The following is a 16,078-nucleotide window of genomic DNA, read 5'->3' as shown; positions in this document are numbered from 1 at the left end:
CTGCGTGCTGGCGAGCTGGGCGCACGTGCCTTCGCTTTCTTTCTCAAGAATCAGCGCCAGTGGCAGGCTAAGCCTTATACCAAGGAGCAGATTGACACTTTCATCGCAAACTGTGACGAGGTGGGCATCCGACGGGAGCATATCCTGCCCCATGCGAGCTACCTATATAACATAGGTAATGCGGACGCTGCCAAGCGTCTGCGCAGTCGCCAGGCTATGATCGACGAGATGCACCGCTGCGAGCAACTGGGGCTGAGCTTGCTCAACTTCCACCCAGGGAGCCACCTCAAGGAGATCTCCGAGGAGCAGTGCATGGAGTACATTGCTGCTGAGATGAATGCCGTCCTAGCTGAGTCGGAGGGTGTCAAGCTGGTGCTGGAGAATGTGGCGGGTCAAGGAACCAACGTGGGTTATACTTTCGAGCAGCTCGCTTACATCATCTCGCACGTTGATGATGCTAGCCGTGTGGGCGTCTGCATCGACACGGCGCATACGCTGGCGGCTGGCTATGAGATACGTACGGCTGATGGCTACACGGCTATGTGGCAAGCCTTCGATGACATCGTCGGCTACGACAAGCTCTGTGCGATCCATCTGAATGACAGTAAGAAGGACTTGGGCACGCGTGTGGATCGGCATGAGTCTATCGGCAAGGGCTTTATGGGTACGGAGCTATTCAAAATGCTGATGGACGACCCGCACCTAGACAATATCCCGATTGTCCTAGAGACGCCTGTGCCTGAGCTCTGGGCTGAGGAGATCGCTTACCTCTATGCGCTCTAATACTATATGCTGACGAAGATCTACGCTGATACGCCTGACTACGCAGTAGTGCGTGAGGTGGTCGAATGCCTGGAGAGTGGGGGAGTGATCATCTATCCTACGGGAGTAGGCTATGCGCTCGGTTGCTCGGCACTGAAGAAGCGTGCCGTGGAGCAGGTGTGCCAGATCAAAGGGGTGGACAGCAAGCGCCACACGTTGGCGATCATGTGCCAAGACCTTGGCGAGGTGGCGCAATATGCTAAGCTGGGGGATGAAACTTTTGCCCTGATGAAGTCGGGCGAGTACGAGCCAGCTACCTATATATTGCCTCCGACGACGACGTTGCCGGCGCCCTTTCGTCAGCGCAAGGAGGTGGGCGTACAGCTCTGCAAGCACCCTGTGACGCGGATCATACTGGAGGAGCTAGAGGCTCCGCTCCTGACGGGCTCACTGCCTGATCTGCCTGAGGGGTATGACACGAACTACCTGACTGATCCCGAGCTCATCGAGGAGTACTACGGGCATCAGGTAGATCTGATCATTGATGGCGGTGTGGCTCCGGGCGGTCATAGCGCGATCCTCGACTGTACGGGTGCGGAGCCGCAGCTTCTCCGTGAGGGAACCTTTTAACAATACAGCCACTACCGCACATGCTTCACTCGCACCAGCACTTCTCCACGCTCTTAGTCACCTTCCTGCTCCTAATCCTAGGTGCTGCGGGGTGTGCCAAGCAATCTTCGCCAGAGGGTGGTCCCTACGATATGACCCCGCCTCGGGTCGTGCGCTGTACGCCTGAGATGGGGAGTACAAACGTTTCGACGCATCGTGTGCGCATCACCTTCGATGAGTTTATCCAGCTGGAGCGAGGTGAGGACAAGATAATCTATTCGCCACCACAGCGCATTCCACCGAAGGCTTTGGTCAATCAGAAGCAACTGATCGTCACTTATCAAGATAGTCTGATCGCAAACACGACCTACACGATCAACTTTAATCGTGCTATCAAGGATTACAACGAGGGCAACTACATTGAGCAGTATGTCTACGCCTTCAGTACGGGCGACTACCTAGACACGATGCAGGTATCGGGGCAAGTGCTCGACGCCTATACGCTACAGCCAGTCCCTCATATCCTAGCGGGTGTCTATGATACGCCACTTCCTACGGACTCGCTAGACCGGCCGATGACTCGTATGACCTATACGGACGACAAGGGACACTTTACTCTGCAGAATGTCCGAGATGGTATCTATTACGCTATCGCACTCGTAGATATGGATCGTAGCTATAGCTACAACGCACCGAATGAGAGCTTTGCTATCACGCCCGATAGCTTCCGTACCGAGGTGGTGCACCGCTCGGCGCTCACCCCAGCGAAGCAGACGAAGGTGGATTCGCTCGCTAATGTGGCGGATTCGGTTGGGATGCGTGCCGATAGTTTGATCGCTACGAAGCAAGCTCCTAAGAGTGAGACCGATACGACTGCTATAGCCACCGATAGTGTGTCGCCTTACGTTTATCTACCGAACGACCTGCTCCTCCTACTTACCCGTCCGAAGACGCATATTGTCCGCCTCGAGCGACTGGTGCGACGAGACTCGATGTCGCTCATGGCGACCTTTACGGAGCCTCTTGACACGCTACCGCAGATCCAGATCCTCTCGCCAGACTACCTGACGAAGTCCTCAAGCTACTACCCCGACCTCTCGACCGATCGCAAGAGTCTCACCTACTGGCTCTCGCCTCACGACTCATTGGCGAGAGACTCTGTCGTGGTGGCATTTGCCTATCCTACGACTGACTCGATCGGTAGTCCGATCAATAAGCTTGACACGATGACGCTACACGCTCCTAGAGCGCAAGCGACAAAGGCTAAAGCTAAGCCAAAGAAGCAACCTGATGTAAAAGCTCCCGATGCAGCTCCCAATAGTCTCAGTCACGCTAGTGATACCACTGCTCTAGCAGAGACAAAGCGCGAACTCAGAGCTGTCACGATTCTTTCGCACGAAGACATTCATAAAGAGACGACACGAGACTCCCTTTGGATTAGCTATGATGTGCCGATTCTAGCCATTGACACGACGCGAGTGCAGCTCGCTAAGTTGGTTGATTCGGTACCGCAGCCGATACCTTGCCAGTTGTTGCCCGATAGCGTGCGACGCTGCCGCTGGTTGGTTGACTTTGCCAAAGAGCCCGGCACCACCTACCGACTCACGGTGGATACGGCTGCCATCACGGGGCTCTATGGAGGAACTAGTGCTTCGGCCGAGAAGGATCTTAAGATAGCCTCTGCGACTGAACTGGGCTCTCTAGCGATCACGCTCACGGGATACCCTACGGAGCATCCGATCTATGTCCACCTCCTCAGCAGTAAGGAGGAGATTCTGGCGACTGCTCAACCTGACAGTGCGGGCTTGGTTGCCTTTAAGGAGTTGGCTCCGGGAACTTACTTCCTCAAGCTCTACGTAGATCTAAATGGCAATGGCTCTTGGGATGGGGGAGTCTACCCAGCGACGTCTCCTGAGCCTGTGCGCTATCTACCTCAGTCGGTAAGTGTACAGGCGCGCTTTGCCACAGAGCAGAAGTGGGCATACGATGGTACGCCTCTAGCAGAGCAACGCCCGAAAGATCTAGAGGGTGATAAGCCTGCGGAGGGTGATGGCAACCGTGCTAACGCAACTAATCAAAAGCGAGACCTCAACGTCGAGTACGCGCAGCGTATGCGGGAGCGCTACGGCAAGCGTTGGAACCCGACGGATCGTGAGCGTAAGATTATGGGGCTCCCCTCACGTGCCGAGGAGCGAGAGGCACGAGCGCGTGGCGAGGAGATCGAGATAGGCGCTCCGCCCAAGGATAAGGAGCAAGGTCAAGACGACAAGCAGGGTAAGCCTCAGACGCAACCACTCGGCACTGGGAGTGGCTCGCCTCTCCGCACCAATTCGTCCCAGACCAACCCATCTACAGTGCGACAGTCTGCGGGACAGCTACAAAATAGCGCTCAGAAGATTACTCGCTAAAGAGCCTAGCTATACGGACGTTCGTATAGAGCTACCATCTTTGCGGTCTATCGGTTTGAACTTTTTTTCTATTGCTCTGGGTTAAGGCTCTTCTCTAGGGCTTGCTGAGACGTTTGCAGATTATAGGCAGACGTTGAGCGCACTAGAGTTCTATCTTTCTTGTTTCTCTTGTTACCTTTGCACCATCTATTCACTAGGCATTAGCAAAGTCACTCCATCATGGCGTAGACCAACGTATGCTGGAGGATGGGGTGCGCTGCGAGGAGTTGGTCGGGCGTAAGCGGATTGACGAGCCGACCGCTAGGACGTGGTGCGAAGAGGAGCTGGCGACACTGGCGCAAGAGACAGTAGCGACCACTATTCGTCGGGATCTGTTCGTCTAGTAGGTCAAAGACGATGCGCTCTGGATCTACATAGAGCGCTGCGGGAGCGAGCTGATCCACTTTCAGCAGGCTTAGCTTGATAGCCCAGCCCAGCAATTCAGCAATGCGCAGGGGACGCAGCATACCGAAGGGCGCTTTTAGGTCAAAAGGTTTGTCGGCTGGTTTCTTTGCAGAGGAGATAGCGAGGACGCTTTGCCTTTTTCCCTCGGCATCTCTATAATAATAGTAGGTTGTCTCTCCGATGGTGCCTATGCCACCATCCTCGAGTGCTAAGCTCGCTAGGAGCGTGCGCCACTGATGGTAGCTATGCGTGACGGTAGGGTAGTGCTCGGCAAGGGCTGCTTGCCAGTGGCGGTATTGTTGCCAAGCTTCGCCAGAGGGTCGGTCGGTGGGCTTCCCTTCTAGTGTAGGAGTAAGGCGCTTACCATAGAGCGTGGCGTAGCCCATCTTGCGGTAGAAGTGATAGAGCCACTCTTCGGCTGGTATGAGGAAGGCGCAGAGACATCCCTCCCGCCACATTTGCAGGTGGCTCGCTCGCATGAGGTGCTGCACGAGCCCTTTGCCTCGCTGGTCGCTTGCGGTGGCTGCGCCCGAGATGTAGCCAGCGCGCCACCATTGGTCACGGTAGCGCATCAGGTAGGGGAGGTACTGCACATGACTGAGCGCACGGCTCTGGTCTAGCGTCGTGAGCAGATGGGTGCGACGAGGGTCAAAGGTGGTACGACTGTAGAGCGCGATGAAGTCGTCGCTATCCCCAAAGGTGGTGCGCCAGATCTCTTCGTAGAGTCGCTGCGTCTCTGCCTTCGGTCTCATGCTTAGGACTCCAGTTCGCCAGCCCAGTCGGGACGACGCCACACGCAGGTGTGCTTGACGAGGCGTACCTCAGGGCGATAAGACTCTTTCGCCTGACGCAAGCCAGGCAGGCCGAGGTCTTCCTCCCTATTGACATAGGTGTACTGCTCGGGGATGCTACGGGCGAACTCACGGTTGATAATCGTATAGGCGCCGTCAATGTCGGTGCGCGCCTTCTCGATATGCACATCGAAGGTGTCCTCCGTGATGGGTGACCCCAGTGTAAAGGCAACGATCTCGCCTCCGATCTCGATCATCCCGCCACGCATCTCCAGCGCCTCATAGTTGTCGAGGAGTCGCTGGATGACCTTGCGCTCTGTATGCAGACTGGGGTCGGGCTCGCCCGTTGCCTCGGCATGTGCTAGCCACTCATCGGCAAAGTGCGCCACACGCTCTAGGTCGTCCGTGGTGATGGGCAGGTAGCGGTAGTCAGGGTAGGAAGCTTCGAAGCGGTTGATGTGATTGCGCTTCGACTGAAGCTTCTTGCCATTGAGTCGTGCGAGCTTTTCCCTGAGATAGACGTAGTCGATGTAGTCGTCGTCCTGGATATGGACGAACTCCTCGGGAAAGAGCTTCTCCAGTCGCTCCTTGCAGCCTGGCGTAACGCCCATGAAGACGAGTGGATAAGCCTCCTGCTCGGAGATCTCCATGAGCTCCTTGATGGTCATTGTCCAGGAGTTGTCATCACGACAGAAGGGGCAGAGGTAGACGGGGTGGTCTCGGCGTGGTGAGCGAAAGCGGATCACCAGTGTCTGTGTGCCACCGATCGCCCACGAGGTCTCGTACTGTACCGCCCAGCCATAAAGATTGGCAAAGGAGATATCGCAGATCGGCTCTGCACCATAATATATATAAGGAAAGACTGTGGAGCGGTCGGCTACATCAATCTGTCTAAAAGGGGTCATAATCTATCTCTTAGTGGCTCAGAAACTCCTGAGCACGTCGTCTGATCGTCTCGTACATCGACTGAAGCCCGTTGCTCCGTGTCGGTGAGAGGTGTGACTGGAGTCCCAGTCGGTCAATGAAGTAGAGAGGCGTCTCTACGATAGCCTGTGCGGGCTGGTCATTGTAGCAGTAGAGGAGCATGGCGGCAATGCCCTTGGTGATGAGCGCATCGCTGTCAGCCTTGAGGTGTAGCGTGCCGTCTTCCTGTGGTGATATGATGATCCACACACGGCTCTGACAGCCGTCGATGAGGTTTTCGGTCGTATGCTCCGAGTCCTCGACAGGCTCCAGCTGATCGCCCAGATCGATGATCATTTGGTAGCGATCCATCCAGTCGTCCACCAGTTCAAACTGTGAGATAAGTTCCTCTTGCCGTTCGTCTATAGTCATAAGTTTAGGAAGCTAATCAATGTTGAGCGTCTAGATCCTTGAGCACTGCCATGACGATATGTCCGACAGTACCTAGCGTCTCCGCCGAGATATTGCTCATGTTGTCTTGTAGTGTGTGCCAATAGGGGGCAAAGCCCTCTTCGCTCTGCGGATCATAGTTGACAATGTCAATGCAGGGGATGCCGAGATTGCGAATGACTGGCACATGGTCGTCGGTCAAGCCTCCGCCGTCCGCTTGGTGAAAGAGCGATCCGTAGCCTAGTTCCGCAGCTTTGCTCCACACCTTCGTAAGAAGCTGCGGTGCGTAGCTCTTGGAGAAGTACTCCCAGTAGAAGGTCGCATCGCGCCCTCCGACCATGTCTAGCAGGATGCCACCCATCGCTTGGTAGCCAGTCACGTGCGGGTTCTTGCTCCAGTGCGTAGAGCCTAGGCACCAACTCTCCTCGTTGGAGTAGGAGCCGTAGTCCTCTCCGTCAAAGAGCACGATGTCCACCCCGATCGTCTGAGGCGCTGCGACGCTGCCCAGTAGCCGAGCCACTTCAAGCAGGACGCCTACACCGCTACCTCCATCGTCAGCACCGAGGATCGGCTGCGTATGGTTAGCGGGGTTCGGATCTTTGTCGGCCCAGGGACGTGTATCCCAGTGCGCCATCAGGAGGATTCGCTGCGAGGCTTCGGGGTTGTACGAAGCAATCAGATTGGTCAGCGGGAGCTTTGTCCCGTCATGCGCCGTTGCTTCGAAGCTCTGCTCCACGACCGTGGCGCCATACTGCGTCAGTCGCTCTTTCATCCAGGCGAGACAAGCGGTATGCCCCTCAGAACCTGGTATGCGTGGCCCGAAAGCGACCTGCTTGGCGACAAAATTGTAAGCGCTATCCGCCTCAAAGGGGGTAGCCATGCGGGGAGTCTCCTCTTCTCCCTGAGCCGTCTCTTGGCTCTGCTGCTCCTTATTGCAGGAGAGCAACGAGAGCCCGAGGAGCAGCGGTAAGATGTATTGTGTGATACGTATCATATGCATTAAAAGCTAAACGGATCAATGCTCAATCCCAGTACGAGAGAGGACTCCCTCGTGGTAATAGTGCTTGACCTCTGCAAAGTTAGTGACAAGCTGGCAATATGGCAGCAGCTCTTCACAGTATTGTCGTCCCGTGAGTACCAGTTCGCACTCATTGGGGCGTTTTTTTATAGCATCGATGAGCGCCTCGATTCTGAGCAAGCCCAAGCCGACAGCCATCGAGACCTCATCCCAAATGACTAAGTCGTACTGCCCCGAGCACATCTGCTCGATGGCCCGTACCAGCCCCTGCTCGGCAGCCTGCACGTCCAGAGGACTAGCCGCATGGTCTATCAGGCAGCCCGTCCCGCCGTACATTGATCCGTATAGTTCGACGGCACACTCCTCACGCTTCGTATGTTGCTCCAGAAAGAGCACATCGCCGTAGCTCATCGTCTTGATAAACTGCCCAATGTAGACCCGCCCGCCGTGCCCCAGCGTGCGTATCGCCAGCCCCATGGCTGCGGTGCTCTTCCCCTTGCCTGTACCGTAATAGTAGTGGACGAAGCCTCGCTCCCACATGCTCATTAGCGACTTACAGGCTCATAGTGAAAGCCTCCCCCGTCCTGCTGCTTAGCAGACGAAGAGCTACCACTGTCTCTTAGCTGGCTAGTCGCTTGACTGTTACCCTTCTTGTGGAGCGACTTGAGCTGTACCTTAGGCCCTTGCGACATAACCCCAGGACCACTATAGTACTGTCGTGCCTCGGGGAGGAACTCCTGAATGGCACGGATGCGGTTCTGATCGCTTGGGTGGGTGCTGAGGAACTCGGGTGTCTTCTGCCCTTGCTGAGCCATCTTTTGCCAGAGCGTCACAGCGGCCGCAGGGTCGTAGCCCGCCATTGCCATGAAGACCATGCCAATCTTGTCAGCCTCGTACTCCTGCTTGCGTCCATAGGGTAGGGAGACCAAGAGCTGCGAGCCGATCGGATAAACCTGCTGGAGGATGCCCCCGAGAGCCGCACTCTTTGCTCCGACCATTCCTGTCAAGAGTTGTCCGCCAAGCTGCGTAAGCATCTCACGGCTAATGCGCTCGTTGGCATGCTTAGCCACAGCGTGAGAGACCTCGTGCGCTATGACCGCAGCCAGCTCGTCATCCGTAGGGCGCGTCGCCTGGAGCAAACCACTGTAGACGACGATCTTGCCACCAGGCATACAGAAAGCGTTGACCTGACGATCACGGACGAAGTTAAACTCCCACTGTGTCGCCTGCGCTATCTGGTCGTAGCCATTGTTGCGCAGATAGTTGTCCGTAGCCTGCGCTATGCGTCGTGCCACACGGAGCGTCTGCTGCCCCTGGGGCGAGTTGTTGTCCACCGTCGCTTTGCGGATAAACTGACTATATTGTTGTGCGCTGGCCGCCGAGATCTCAGCGTCCGACACGAGGTTGAGTTGCTGTCGTCCTGTGATTGGCACGACGCCACACCCTGCCAGTAAGAGCGTCAGGGTGAGTGCTGTAAACCATCTAGCTATCTGTGTCATCTTCGTAGTATGTTGATTGAGTCTATGAGACCGTAGTCTCTACTACTGCAAAGATACTCTTTTTTAGGGGAGATGTTTATCATCACTTTGCGAACCTCTAGTAGATAAACAATGCAAAGGTAATATAGATGACCATCAAGGCTGCACTCTAGTGTGCTCAGGATCGGTCTTTAGCCTAGACACGGCTCAACAGCTCACAGAGAAGAGCGACACAACGCTTAGCCTAAATCTGTAGGACACACAAAGCAGAGGGCTCAACCGCTACTACTCAGCGATTGAGCCCTCTGTGTGTAGGTGTACTATAGGTTACAAGTCCTATTTTTCAGCTTTGTAGCGCTCTAGGGCTCTCAGCCTAGACTTTGCGTACCGCTCCTTGAGTCCCTTAGGGAAGGTGTCGCTACCCTTGACTACCTCGTCTTCCGCTCGTCCGTTCGCTCTAATACAGACTCCTCTAACTGTTTTAAGGCTCGTATCTCCTCCAATTCTTCTTCACGAATACACTCTCGCTTACGACGCTGATCAAACTCTGCATAGACAGCTTTAACTCGCTCCACCATCTGCTTGCGAGAGACGGCACCCTTACCTTGCAGTAGCTCCTTGCCTTGAAACTGTAGCAAAGCATTGACATTGTTTCGCCAGTAGCTAAGCGTAAGATCTTTACGCTCTTTGACCCGAAGCTCTGCAGAGTCCAAGAAGAGGATTGTGAGTCGATTGAGTAGATCGATCTCCTCCTTATCTAGATAGTTTTTAGCAATCATGATATCCTGCTTTCTCACGACGCTTCCCTGCCAAGAGGTCAGAGCCATATTCGGCTTGCTCGCATCGGCTCGTGAGAGTATCAGCTCAGGAGCTGTCTTATGGGTCACAGCATAGATCAGCTTGTTCTGTGTCTCTGCAAAAAACATCTGCGTATTCTTGTCATTAGCGTCGTAGTCGCTACTTAGAGCTAAGAGATCACGCACTTTCTGGTAAAAACGCTTTTCGCTCGCACGTATCTCTCGGATACGCTCTAAGAGTTCATCAAAGTAGTCTGGTCTGCCGTCTGGATTTTTCAACCGCTCATCGTCGATGACAAACCCCTTGATCATATACTCCCTCAGGTTGCGAGTGGCCCACTGTCTAAATTGTACACCACGCTTACTACGCACCCTAAAGCCTATGGCGAGAATCATCTCTAAGGAGTAAAAGGTGACGCGGTATTGCTTGTCGTCTGTGGCAGTTGTTAAGTACTCCTTAATAACTGAATCACGCACCAACTCTCTATCTTTCAGTATGTTTGATATATGCATGCTGATGTTAGGGACAGAGGTGTCAAAAAGCTCTGCGAGCTGGCTTTGATTCATCCAGACGCTACCATCTCGGGCGTAGAGCGTGACCTTAGCTCGCCCGTCCTCGCTGTTGTATATGATGATGCGTTGCTCGTCTCGAGGAGCGCCTGGTGAGTCTTCCTCGGGAGCTAAGAGGAGAGGTTCGTTAGTCGTAGTCATATCGTGACGTGGATTAGTAAGTGAGATGGCTTGAATAGGTTCAAGCAGTATAGCAAAAGCGTACTCAAAGGTAATCAAAAACAGTCAAGCAGAGCAACTATACAAGACAAATGTATGACAGCCCCCTCACTAGCACTGCGTAGTGAGGGGGCTGCTTGCGTATCTAGAGGAGTCCTCTATGTGTAGGCTATACGTTACAAGTCCTATTCTTCTTCAGCTTTGTAGCGCTCGATAGCTTTCAGCCTAGACTTTGCGCACCGCTCCTTGAGTCCCTTAGGGAAGGTGTCATTCCCCTTTAGATCCACATAGCCGTAATGCTCTACACTGCCATCATCAGGGCAGATGCCCAGCCATTCACCCATATAGCTAATCCCGCTATACTCTATTAAGACTACAGGGATCACGCCATTAGTGAGGTCTATTTTTTCCGGTTCGAAATAGATACTAGCCTTATCGTACTCTGCAGGAACGATTATCTTGCCGTTGGCATCTTTCACGCCCCAGAGTACTATCTCACCCATCCCGCCGTACATCTTATCTGTGTAGAGCGTGTGTGTGAAGGTCTGAGCTTGGCCAGCGGTGGCGCGCTTTGTGATCTGCTCCATCTCGCTGTCACTCACTTCTTTAACCTTGTTGCCCTTAGTGTCATAAACGTTGTATCCTGACTCCCCCTTGGGGATGTAGAGCTTACCATCAATGAACTTCTCGATATAAATTGGTGCGGCATAAGGCATCATACCGAAGCTACTATAGGGGGCATAGGAACCTTTGCCATAACTCCCTTGGAAAACTTTACGTCCCTCCTTGTCCAGGACGAAAAAATGATCATTACCCTCGTTCTTGACAACTACTAGCCCTTCAGAAAAATCGCCTGGCACCGCTATCTCTCGACGATGTCGGATCACCTCACGCCCCGTGGTATCGATGAAGCCATAGCCTGAGTCATAAGAAAACCGCACAGAGGCTAGTCCCTCATGGAAGGTATTGGCCCAATCATACTTGCATGGGATCACCTCCTGGCCCGCCTTGTCGATGTAGCCCCACTTGCCATTCTTACAGACAGCCGCATACCCCTCGCTAAAGAGGCTGAGCTGGTCATACTTCTGGATTGCTTCAATGAACTCAGGGGTTAGCTGGACAAAGTTCTCGTCTATGCTCTCCACTTCTGTCGTATCGCTTTGCCCGCTTGTTGGATCCAAATTGACTGAGGGCGCCTTCTTTGCGCACCCCTTGGGCAGTATAAAGAGGAGGATGCAACACACCCCCACGACAACAACGGCTGCTGCGATGATGGCAGTCCACATCTTCTGCTTCGATTTGTTCTCCTTTTGACCCATAGGGTTGCCACACTGTGGGCAGGTCGCCGAGCCTCCTGGGACTGAGGCGCCACACTTAGTACAGTTCTTTAAAGCCATGATGCTAGAATGTTTTTGAGTTTGATATGCTACACAACGGGCAGAAGGCTCAGCACTAGGTCTACTGCCCTTATTGCAAAGATATAAATTTAGAGGTTAGAGGCTAGAAGTTAGAGATTAGAGGTGAGAGGTTATAATTTCGGGTTACACGTATCCGATGGCTCTGATAGTTCCGATCGTTCCGATAGCTCCGATCTTCAATCTCTAGCCTCTAATCTCTAACCTCTAAATTCGTATCTTTGCACTATATGTCAGTAGAGCAGATACCGCTAGCGGAGCGTATGCGTCCTAAGACGCTCGAAGAGTATGTCGGACAGTCTCACCTCGTCGGTGCGAATGCCCCGCTACGTGTGATGCTCGAGCGGGGGCACATACCCTCAATGATCCTATGGGGACCACCTGGGGTCGGCAAGACAACCCTCGCACAGCTTCTCTCGCAGTTGATGCAGTGTCGTTGCTATAGTCTCTCGGCGGTCGGCTCAGGCGTAGCCGATGTGCGCAAGACCCTGCAGGAGGCAAAGGATGCGCAGGCGGGTCTCTTCTCTCAGCATCAGGGGCGACCGATACTATTCATTGACGAGATACACCGCTTCTCCAAGTCCCAGCAGGACTCCCTACTGGCAGCCGTCGAGCAGGGGGTGGTCACGCTGATCGGTGCTACGACGGAGAACCCCTCCTTTCAAGTGATCCGCCCGCTCCTCTCACGCTGTCAGGTCTTCGTTCTCAAGCCCTTGGAGCATAGCGACCTTTCCCAACTCATCGACCGTGTCTTCGCTACCGATCCGCTCTTCTCTCGCTACACCGTTTCCCTAGAGGGTGCCGACCGTGAGATGCTTATTCATCTGGCTGGTGGTGATGCGCGCAAGCTGCTCAACCTCCTCGAGATGACCCTCTCAATGGCTCTCGAGCAGCACCCCGACGAGACGACCGTACGATTGACGGGCGAGGCGATTGCTAGCGTAGCTCGTCAACAGCCCGCAGCCTTCGACCGTGATGGGGAGTTGCACTACGACATCGCCTCGGCCTTCATCAAGAGCATACGTGGCAGCGACCCCGATGCAGCGCTCTACTGGATGGCTCGCCTCATCGAGGGGGGCGAGGAGCCACGCTTCATAGCGCGCCGTGTGGTCATCTCAGCTGCCGAAGATATAGGCCTGGCCAACCCACAGGCGCTGGTCGTAGCGCAGGCAGCTGCCGATGCGGTGGACTTCATCGGATGGCCCGAGGGACGCATACCGCTTGCCGAGGCGGTTGTCTACCTGGCTGGTTCACCGAAGAGCAACTCGGCCTACCTCGCTATTGATGCGGCCCTCGCTAAAGTGCGTGAGACGGGCAATCTGCCAGTTCCGCTCCATCTGCGCAATGCACCTACGAAGCTAATGTCTGACCTCGGCTACGGTGTCGACTACCACTATCCGCACGACTTCCCCAAGCACTATACACGACAGCAGTACCTGCCCGACGAACTTAGCGATGCGCACTTTTACGCCCCGCAAGACGTGGGGCAAGCCGAGCGTACGCTCAGCAACTACCTCAAGTTTATAGAGGAGGAAGAGTAGAGGTTAGACGTTAGGATTATACATATCCGATTGCTCCGATACTTCCGATCGCTCCACCACCCCCGATTTCTACCTTCTAATCTCTTTCCTTCCGAGGAAATCGCAAGTCTCTCACTGGGAAACGAAAATTCTCCACGGAGCTGGGAAATAAAACTTCGGAAGAATGAAATGAAACTTCGGAAGAAAGAAATGAAAGTTCCGAAGAATTTTTCGTCTCCTCGCTGGAGATTCAAAAGTCTTCACCGAGGGAATGGCGATTTCCTTTGATGGGGCTGAAATGAGCTCACTTTTATATTATGCCGAGTCTGAGGTGGGGGTTGTCCATTAGCAAGTTTTTTGTACCTTTGTCGTCAGCTTTGCGTAATCTCTGGCAGGAAGAGCATTCTAGGCTTAGAGCAAGGGGCTCACAAGTCGCCTGTGTATATTGCGTTTAGCTCATAGCTAATCAAAAAAGTAACAGCACATTATTATGGACTTTATCAAGCTAGTCGAAGAAGACTTCAAGAGTGGCAAGCAGCTACCTAAGTTTGCCCCAGGTGACACGATTGTCGTGGACTACCGTATTAAGGAGGGTAACAAGGAGCGTATTCAGAAGTTTCGCGGTACGGTCATCCGCATCAGCGGTCATGGTGACCAGCGTCGCTTCACCGTACGCAAGATCTCTGACGGTGTAGGTGTAGAGCGTATCTTTCCCTACAACAGCCCCTTTATTGAGGAGATCCACGTAGAGCGTCACGGTAAGGTACGTCGCGCTAAGCTCTACTATCTGCGCAACCTCCGTGGTAAAGCTGCTCGCATTCGTGAGCGTCGTACGCTCTCTGCCAGCGTCAAGTAATAGAGTCGCTAGCTCAGACTAATGAAGAGAGGTATCTCAACGGATGAGTTGAGATGCCTCTCTAATTTTGCGGTTAGGACGGTCGCAGACTTACTCCGACTAGACATGAGCAAGGGGCTATTCGTAAGATTGGAGATGTCTAGGACTATTAACTAGGTAAGCTAAAGGAGACTGTTGCAGAAGTCAACAGTCTCAAAAGGGAAGATTGTGGTATATTTGCGTCATCGGTCATAGTGATGGATATACTATAAGTGGCTGTAGCCACGTTATTAGATTACTTATGAGACATAGACTCCTACATTATATATACAGTCCTCTGAGCCTGCTGCTGGTCATACTGCTAGCAGGGGGGCTGGGGCTGACTGCTCAATCCTCCGCCAGCTCGCCACTCAGTGAGGGGCACTGGGCGCGTCTCTCGGTGACTCGCACGGGAGTGTACAAGGTCACCTTTGCGGCACTACGAGAGGCAGGCATTGCGAACCCTGCCGAGGTACGTCTCTTCGGACGTGGTGGGGCGATGCTGAGCGAAGTGCTAGAGGATAATAGTTTGCACCTTACGCCTGTCCCCGCTTATGTGGCTGATGATGTGGTTTACTTTTACGCTATGGGGGTGACCGAGTGGATCCCAGAGCTGTCGCGACAGACCTTCCGCCATCAGCAAAACATTTATAGCAATCAGGGGTACTACCTAGCGACCGATCGGACGGATCTGCCAGTGCATCGCATTGAGTCGCAGGGGGCGCAGCAAGCTACGGAGTCGGCTGTGCGGACAAGCTTCTTGGCGCATGAGCTCTATGAGCAGGATCGTCACTCGCTACGTGCCTCAGGGCGTCTGCTCTTTGGCGAGCCACTCGGTGGGCATCCGCTCACGGTGCCACTCTCACTGCCATCGCCACTGGTGTCTGCTGCCGAGGGCGAGCTAGGTGTGGCTTATGTGGGACTACCAGATAAAGATCAGTCGCTGGAGCTAACGGTGCAGCTGGGCGGTGAAACGTACAAAGACATTATCTGGAGAAGTGAAGATCATAGCTCTGCTAGTGACTTTCTAGCAGGAATCTATCATAATAAGAGCTTTGCTGCCAAGCTCCCCTCAGAGGCTCAGCGGGTGGAAGCACAACTACAGATAGCACCAGCAGGACGACAAGCTTACCTGGACTATCTGACGCTGGTGGCACCAGTCGCTTTGCAGTATGGAGGGAAGGGACAGTTGACCTTTCGTAACTACTCCGCCACTCCCGGAGCTATCGCATCGCACCGCATCGGAGTGACAGGCTCTGCGAGTGCCCTGCAACTGTGGGGACGAATGCCCGAGGGGCAGGTGGCGAGCTTACCCATAGCGGAGCAAGGTGGAGCTGTGACTTTTACGGGAGCCGTGACGGATGGGGCTGGGTTGCCTGTGGAGTACACGCTCTTTGCCCTTGCGGACGCTTACCCTGTGGAGCAGGTCGTGGCGCTTCCTCATGGTGGGGTGCGTCTAGACACGGTGCCGGACTATCTGATGATCACGACCGAGGCTTTGCGCCCAGCTGCAGAGCGCTTGGCCAGTTATCACCGAGAGCACTCGGGACTACGGGTGCAGGTGGTGACGCAGCAGGAGCTTTTTGATGAATATAATGGCGGTACGCCCGATGCGACGGCTTATCGCTTGATGCTGTGGGACTATAAGCGTCGCTACGAGGCTGAGCATGGCGCGGAGAGCTACCACCCGCTACTCTTGCTGATGGGCGATGGCGCTTATGACAATCGTAAGGTGTCGCAGGACTGGAGCGCACGAGACTTTCAGTTGACGGAGTTCCTGCTAACCTATCAGGGGGAGAACTCGACCAACGTCTACAGCTACTCGACGGATGACTACTTTGGTCTCCTCACGGAGGGGCGGCGTGGCGTCGGAGTCGGGG

The 16,078-nt window shown here is 54.2% G+C and carries 14 protein-coding genes; 6 read left to right on the top strand and 8 right to left on the bottom strand.

Annotated features, from left to right (window positions below):
* The 3 genes from nfo to Q0X57_RS03600 form a co-directional block, all read left to right on the top strand.
* On the top strand, positions 1-783 hold a 783-nt coding region (gene nfo / locus Q0X57_RS03610), incomplete at its 5' end, for a deoxyribonuclease IV (RefSeq protein ID WP_297727751.1).
* 6 nt (positions 784-789) lie between these two features.
* Entirely contained in the window at positions 790-1,392 is a 603-nt protein-coding gene (locus Q0X57_RS03605; RefSeq protein ID WP_297727748.1) for an L-threonylcarbamoyladenylate synthase, read from the top strand.
* A gap of 20 nt (positions 1,393-1,412) precedes the next feature.
* Positions 1,413-3,779, top strand: coding sequence for an Ig-like domain-containing domain (locus tag Q0X57_RS03600; protein ID WP_297727745.1), 2,367 nt, complete (start codon positions 1,413-1,415; stop codon positions 3,777-3,779).
* Positions 3,780-3,988: 209 nt separating this feature from the next.
* Here Q0X57_RS03600 and Q0X57_RS03595 read toward each other — a convergent pair whose 3' ends face one another.
* The 8 genes from Q0X57_RS03595 to Q0X57_RS03560 all read right to left on the bottom strand — a co-directional run bounded on the left by Q0X57_RS03595 (position 3,989) and on the right by Q0X57_RS03560 (position 11,786).
* Positions 3,989-4,975, bottom strand: a complete 987-nt coding sequence (locus Q0X57_RS03595) for a GNAT family N-acetyltransferase (protein ID WP_297727743.1) — start codon at positions 4,973-4,975, stop codon at positions 3,989-3,991.
* A 2-nt stretch (positions 4,976-4,977) separates the two neighbouring features.
* Positions 4,978-5,919: a phosphatidylglycerol lysyltransferase domain-containing protein gene (locus tag Q0X57_RS03590; protein WP_297727741.1), complete on the bottom strand. Its 942-nt coding sequence runs from the start codon at positions 5,917-5,919 to the stop codon at positions 4,978-4,980.
* 10 nt (positions 5,920-5,929) lie between these two features.
* Positions 5,930-6,349 carry a SufE family protein gene (locus tag Q0X57_RS03585; RefSeq protein ID WP_025883840.1) on the bottom strand — a complete coding sequence of 140 codons (420 nt, stop codon included), beginning with the start codon at positions 6,347-6,349 and terminating at the stop codon, positions 5,930-5,932.
* A 16-nt stretch (positions 6,350-6,365) separates the two neighbouring features.
* Complete coding sequence (locus tag Q0X57_RS03580) at positions 6,366-7,361, bottom strand: M28 family peptidase (RefSeq protein WP_297727736.1); 996 nt, start codon at positions 7,359-7,361, stop codon at positions 6,366-6,368.
* A gap of 21 nt (positions 7,362-7,382) precedes the next feature.
* Entirely contained in the window at positions 7,383-7,931 is a 549-nt protein-coding gene (locus Q0X57_RS03575) for a cob(I)yrinic acid a,c-diamide adenosyltransferase (protein WP_297727731.1), read from the bottom strand.
* Positions 7,931-8,884: a M48 family metallopeptidase gene (locus Q0X57_RS03570; RefSeq protein WP_297727728.1), complete on the bottom strand. Its 954-nt coding sequence runs from the start codon at positions 8,882-8,884 to the stop codon at positions 7,931-7,933. The genes Q0X57_RS03575 and Q0X57_RS03570 overlap by 1 nt, the downstream gene beginning before the upstream one ends.
* A gap of 407 nt (positions 8,885-9,291) precedes the next feature.
* A complete protein-coding gene (locus tag Q0X57_RS03565) occupies positions 9,292-10,371 on the bottom strand; it encodes a virulence RhuM family protein (protein ID WP_297727725.1) in 1,080 nt (359 codons plus the stop codon).
* 203 nt (positions 10,372-10,574) lie between these two features.
* The gene (locus Q0X57_RS03560) at positions 10,575-11,786 is read right to left on the bottom strand and encodes a WG repeat-containing protein (RefSeq protein WP_297727723.1); all 1,212 of its coding nucleotides are present in this window, start codon (positions 11,784-11,786) and stop codon (positions 10,575-10,577) included.
* 248 nt (positions 11,787-12,034) lie between these two features.
* Between Q0X57_RS03560 and Q0X57_RS03555 the strand changes: the two genes are divergently transcribed.
* From Q0X57_RS03555 to Q0X57_RS03545, 3 genes are all read left to right on the top strand, one after another.
* The gene (locus tag Q0X57_RS03555; RefSeq protein WP_297727720.1) at positions 12,035-13,345 is read left to right on the top strand and encodes a replication-associated recombination protein A; all 1,311 of its coding nucleotides are present in this window, start codon (positions 12,035-12,037) and stop codon (positions 13,343-13,345) included.
* A 469-nt stretch (positions 13,346-13,814) separates the two neighbouring features.
* Positions 13,815-14,180, top strand: coding sequence for a 50S ribosomal protein L19 (rplS, locus tag Q0X57_RS03550; protein WP_007365615.1), 366 nt, complete (start codon positions 13,815-13,817; stop codon positions 14,178-14,180).
* Positions 14,181-14,460: 280 nt separating this feature from the next.
* A partial coding sequence (locus Q0X57_RS03545) for a C25 family cysteine peptidase (protein WP_297727715.1) occupies positions 14,461-16,078 on the top strand: 1,618 nt, incomplete at its 3' end.

Source organism: uncultured Porphyromonas sp., assembly GCF_947254915.1.
In the GTDB taxonomy this organism is placed as follows: domain Bacteria; phylum Bacteroidota; class Bacteroidia; order Bacteroidales; family Porphyromonadaceae; genus Porphyromonas.
This window is presented reverse-complemented; position numbering and strand designations above follow the sequence as displayed.

Coding starts and splice junctions, on each gene's coding strand:
- Q0X57_RS03605 (WP_297727748.1), top strand. CDS start 790: ATGCTGACGAAGATCTACGCTGATACGCCTGACTACGCAGTAGTGCGT.
- Q0X57_RS03600 (WP_297727745.1), top strand. CDS start 1,413: ATGCTTCACTCGCACCAGCACTTCTCCACGCTCTTAGTCACCTTCCTG.
- Q0X57_RS03595 (WP_297727743.1), bottom strand. CDS start 4,975: ATGAGACCGAAGGCAGAGACGCAGCGACTCTACGAAGAGATCTGGCGC.
- Q0X57_RS03590 (WP_297727741.1), bottom strand. CDS start 5,919: ATGACCCCTTTTAGACAGATTGATGTAGCCGACCGCTCCACAGTCTTT.
- Q0X57_RS03585 (WP_025883840.1), bottom strand. CDS start 6,349: ATGACTATAGACGAACGGCAAGAGGAACTTATCTCACAGTTTGAACTG.
- Q0X57_RS03580 (WP_297727736.1), bottom strand. CDS start 7,361: ATGATACGTATCACACAATACATCTTACCGCTGCTCCTCGGGCTCTCG.
- Q0X57_RS03575 (WP_297727731.1), bottom strand. CDS start 7,931: ATGAGCATGTGGGAGCGAGGCTTCGTCCACTACTATTACGGTACAGGC.
- Q0X57_RS03570 (WP_297727728.1), bottom strand. CDS start 8,884: ATGACACAGATAGCTAGATGGTTTACAGCACTCACCCTGACGCTCTTA.
- Q0X57_RS03565 (WP_297727725.1), bottom strand. CDS start 10,371: ATGACTACGACTAACGAACCTCTCCTCTTAGCTCCCGAGGAAGACTCA.
- Q0X57_RS03560 (WP_297727723.1), bottom strand. CDS start 11,786: ATGGCTTTAAAGAACTGTACTAAGTGTGGCGCCTCAGTCCCAGGAGGC.
- Q0X57_RS03555 (WP_297727720.1), top strand. CDS start 12,035: ATGTCAGTAGAGCAGATACCGCTAGCGGAGCGTATGCGTCCTAAGACG.
- rplS (WP_007365615.1), top strand. CDS start 13,815: ATGGACTTTATCAAGCTAGTCGAAGAAGACTTCAAGAGTGGCAAGCAG.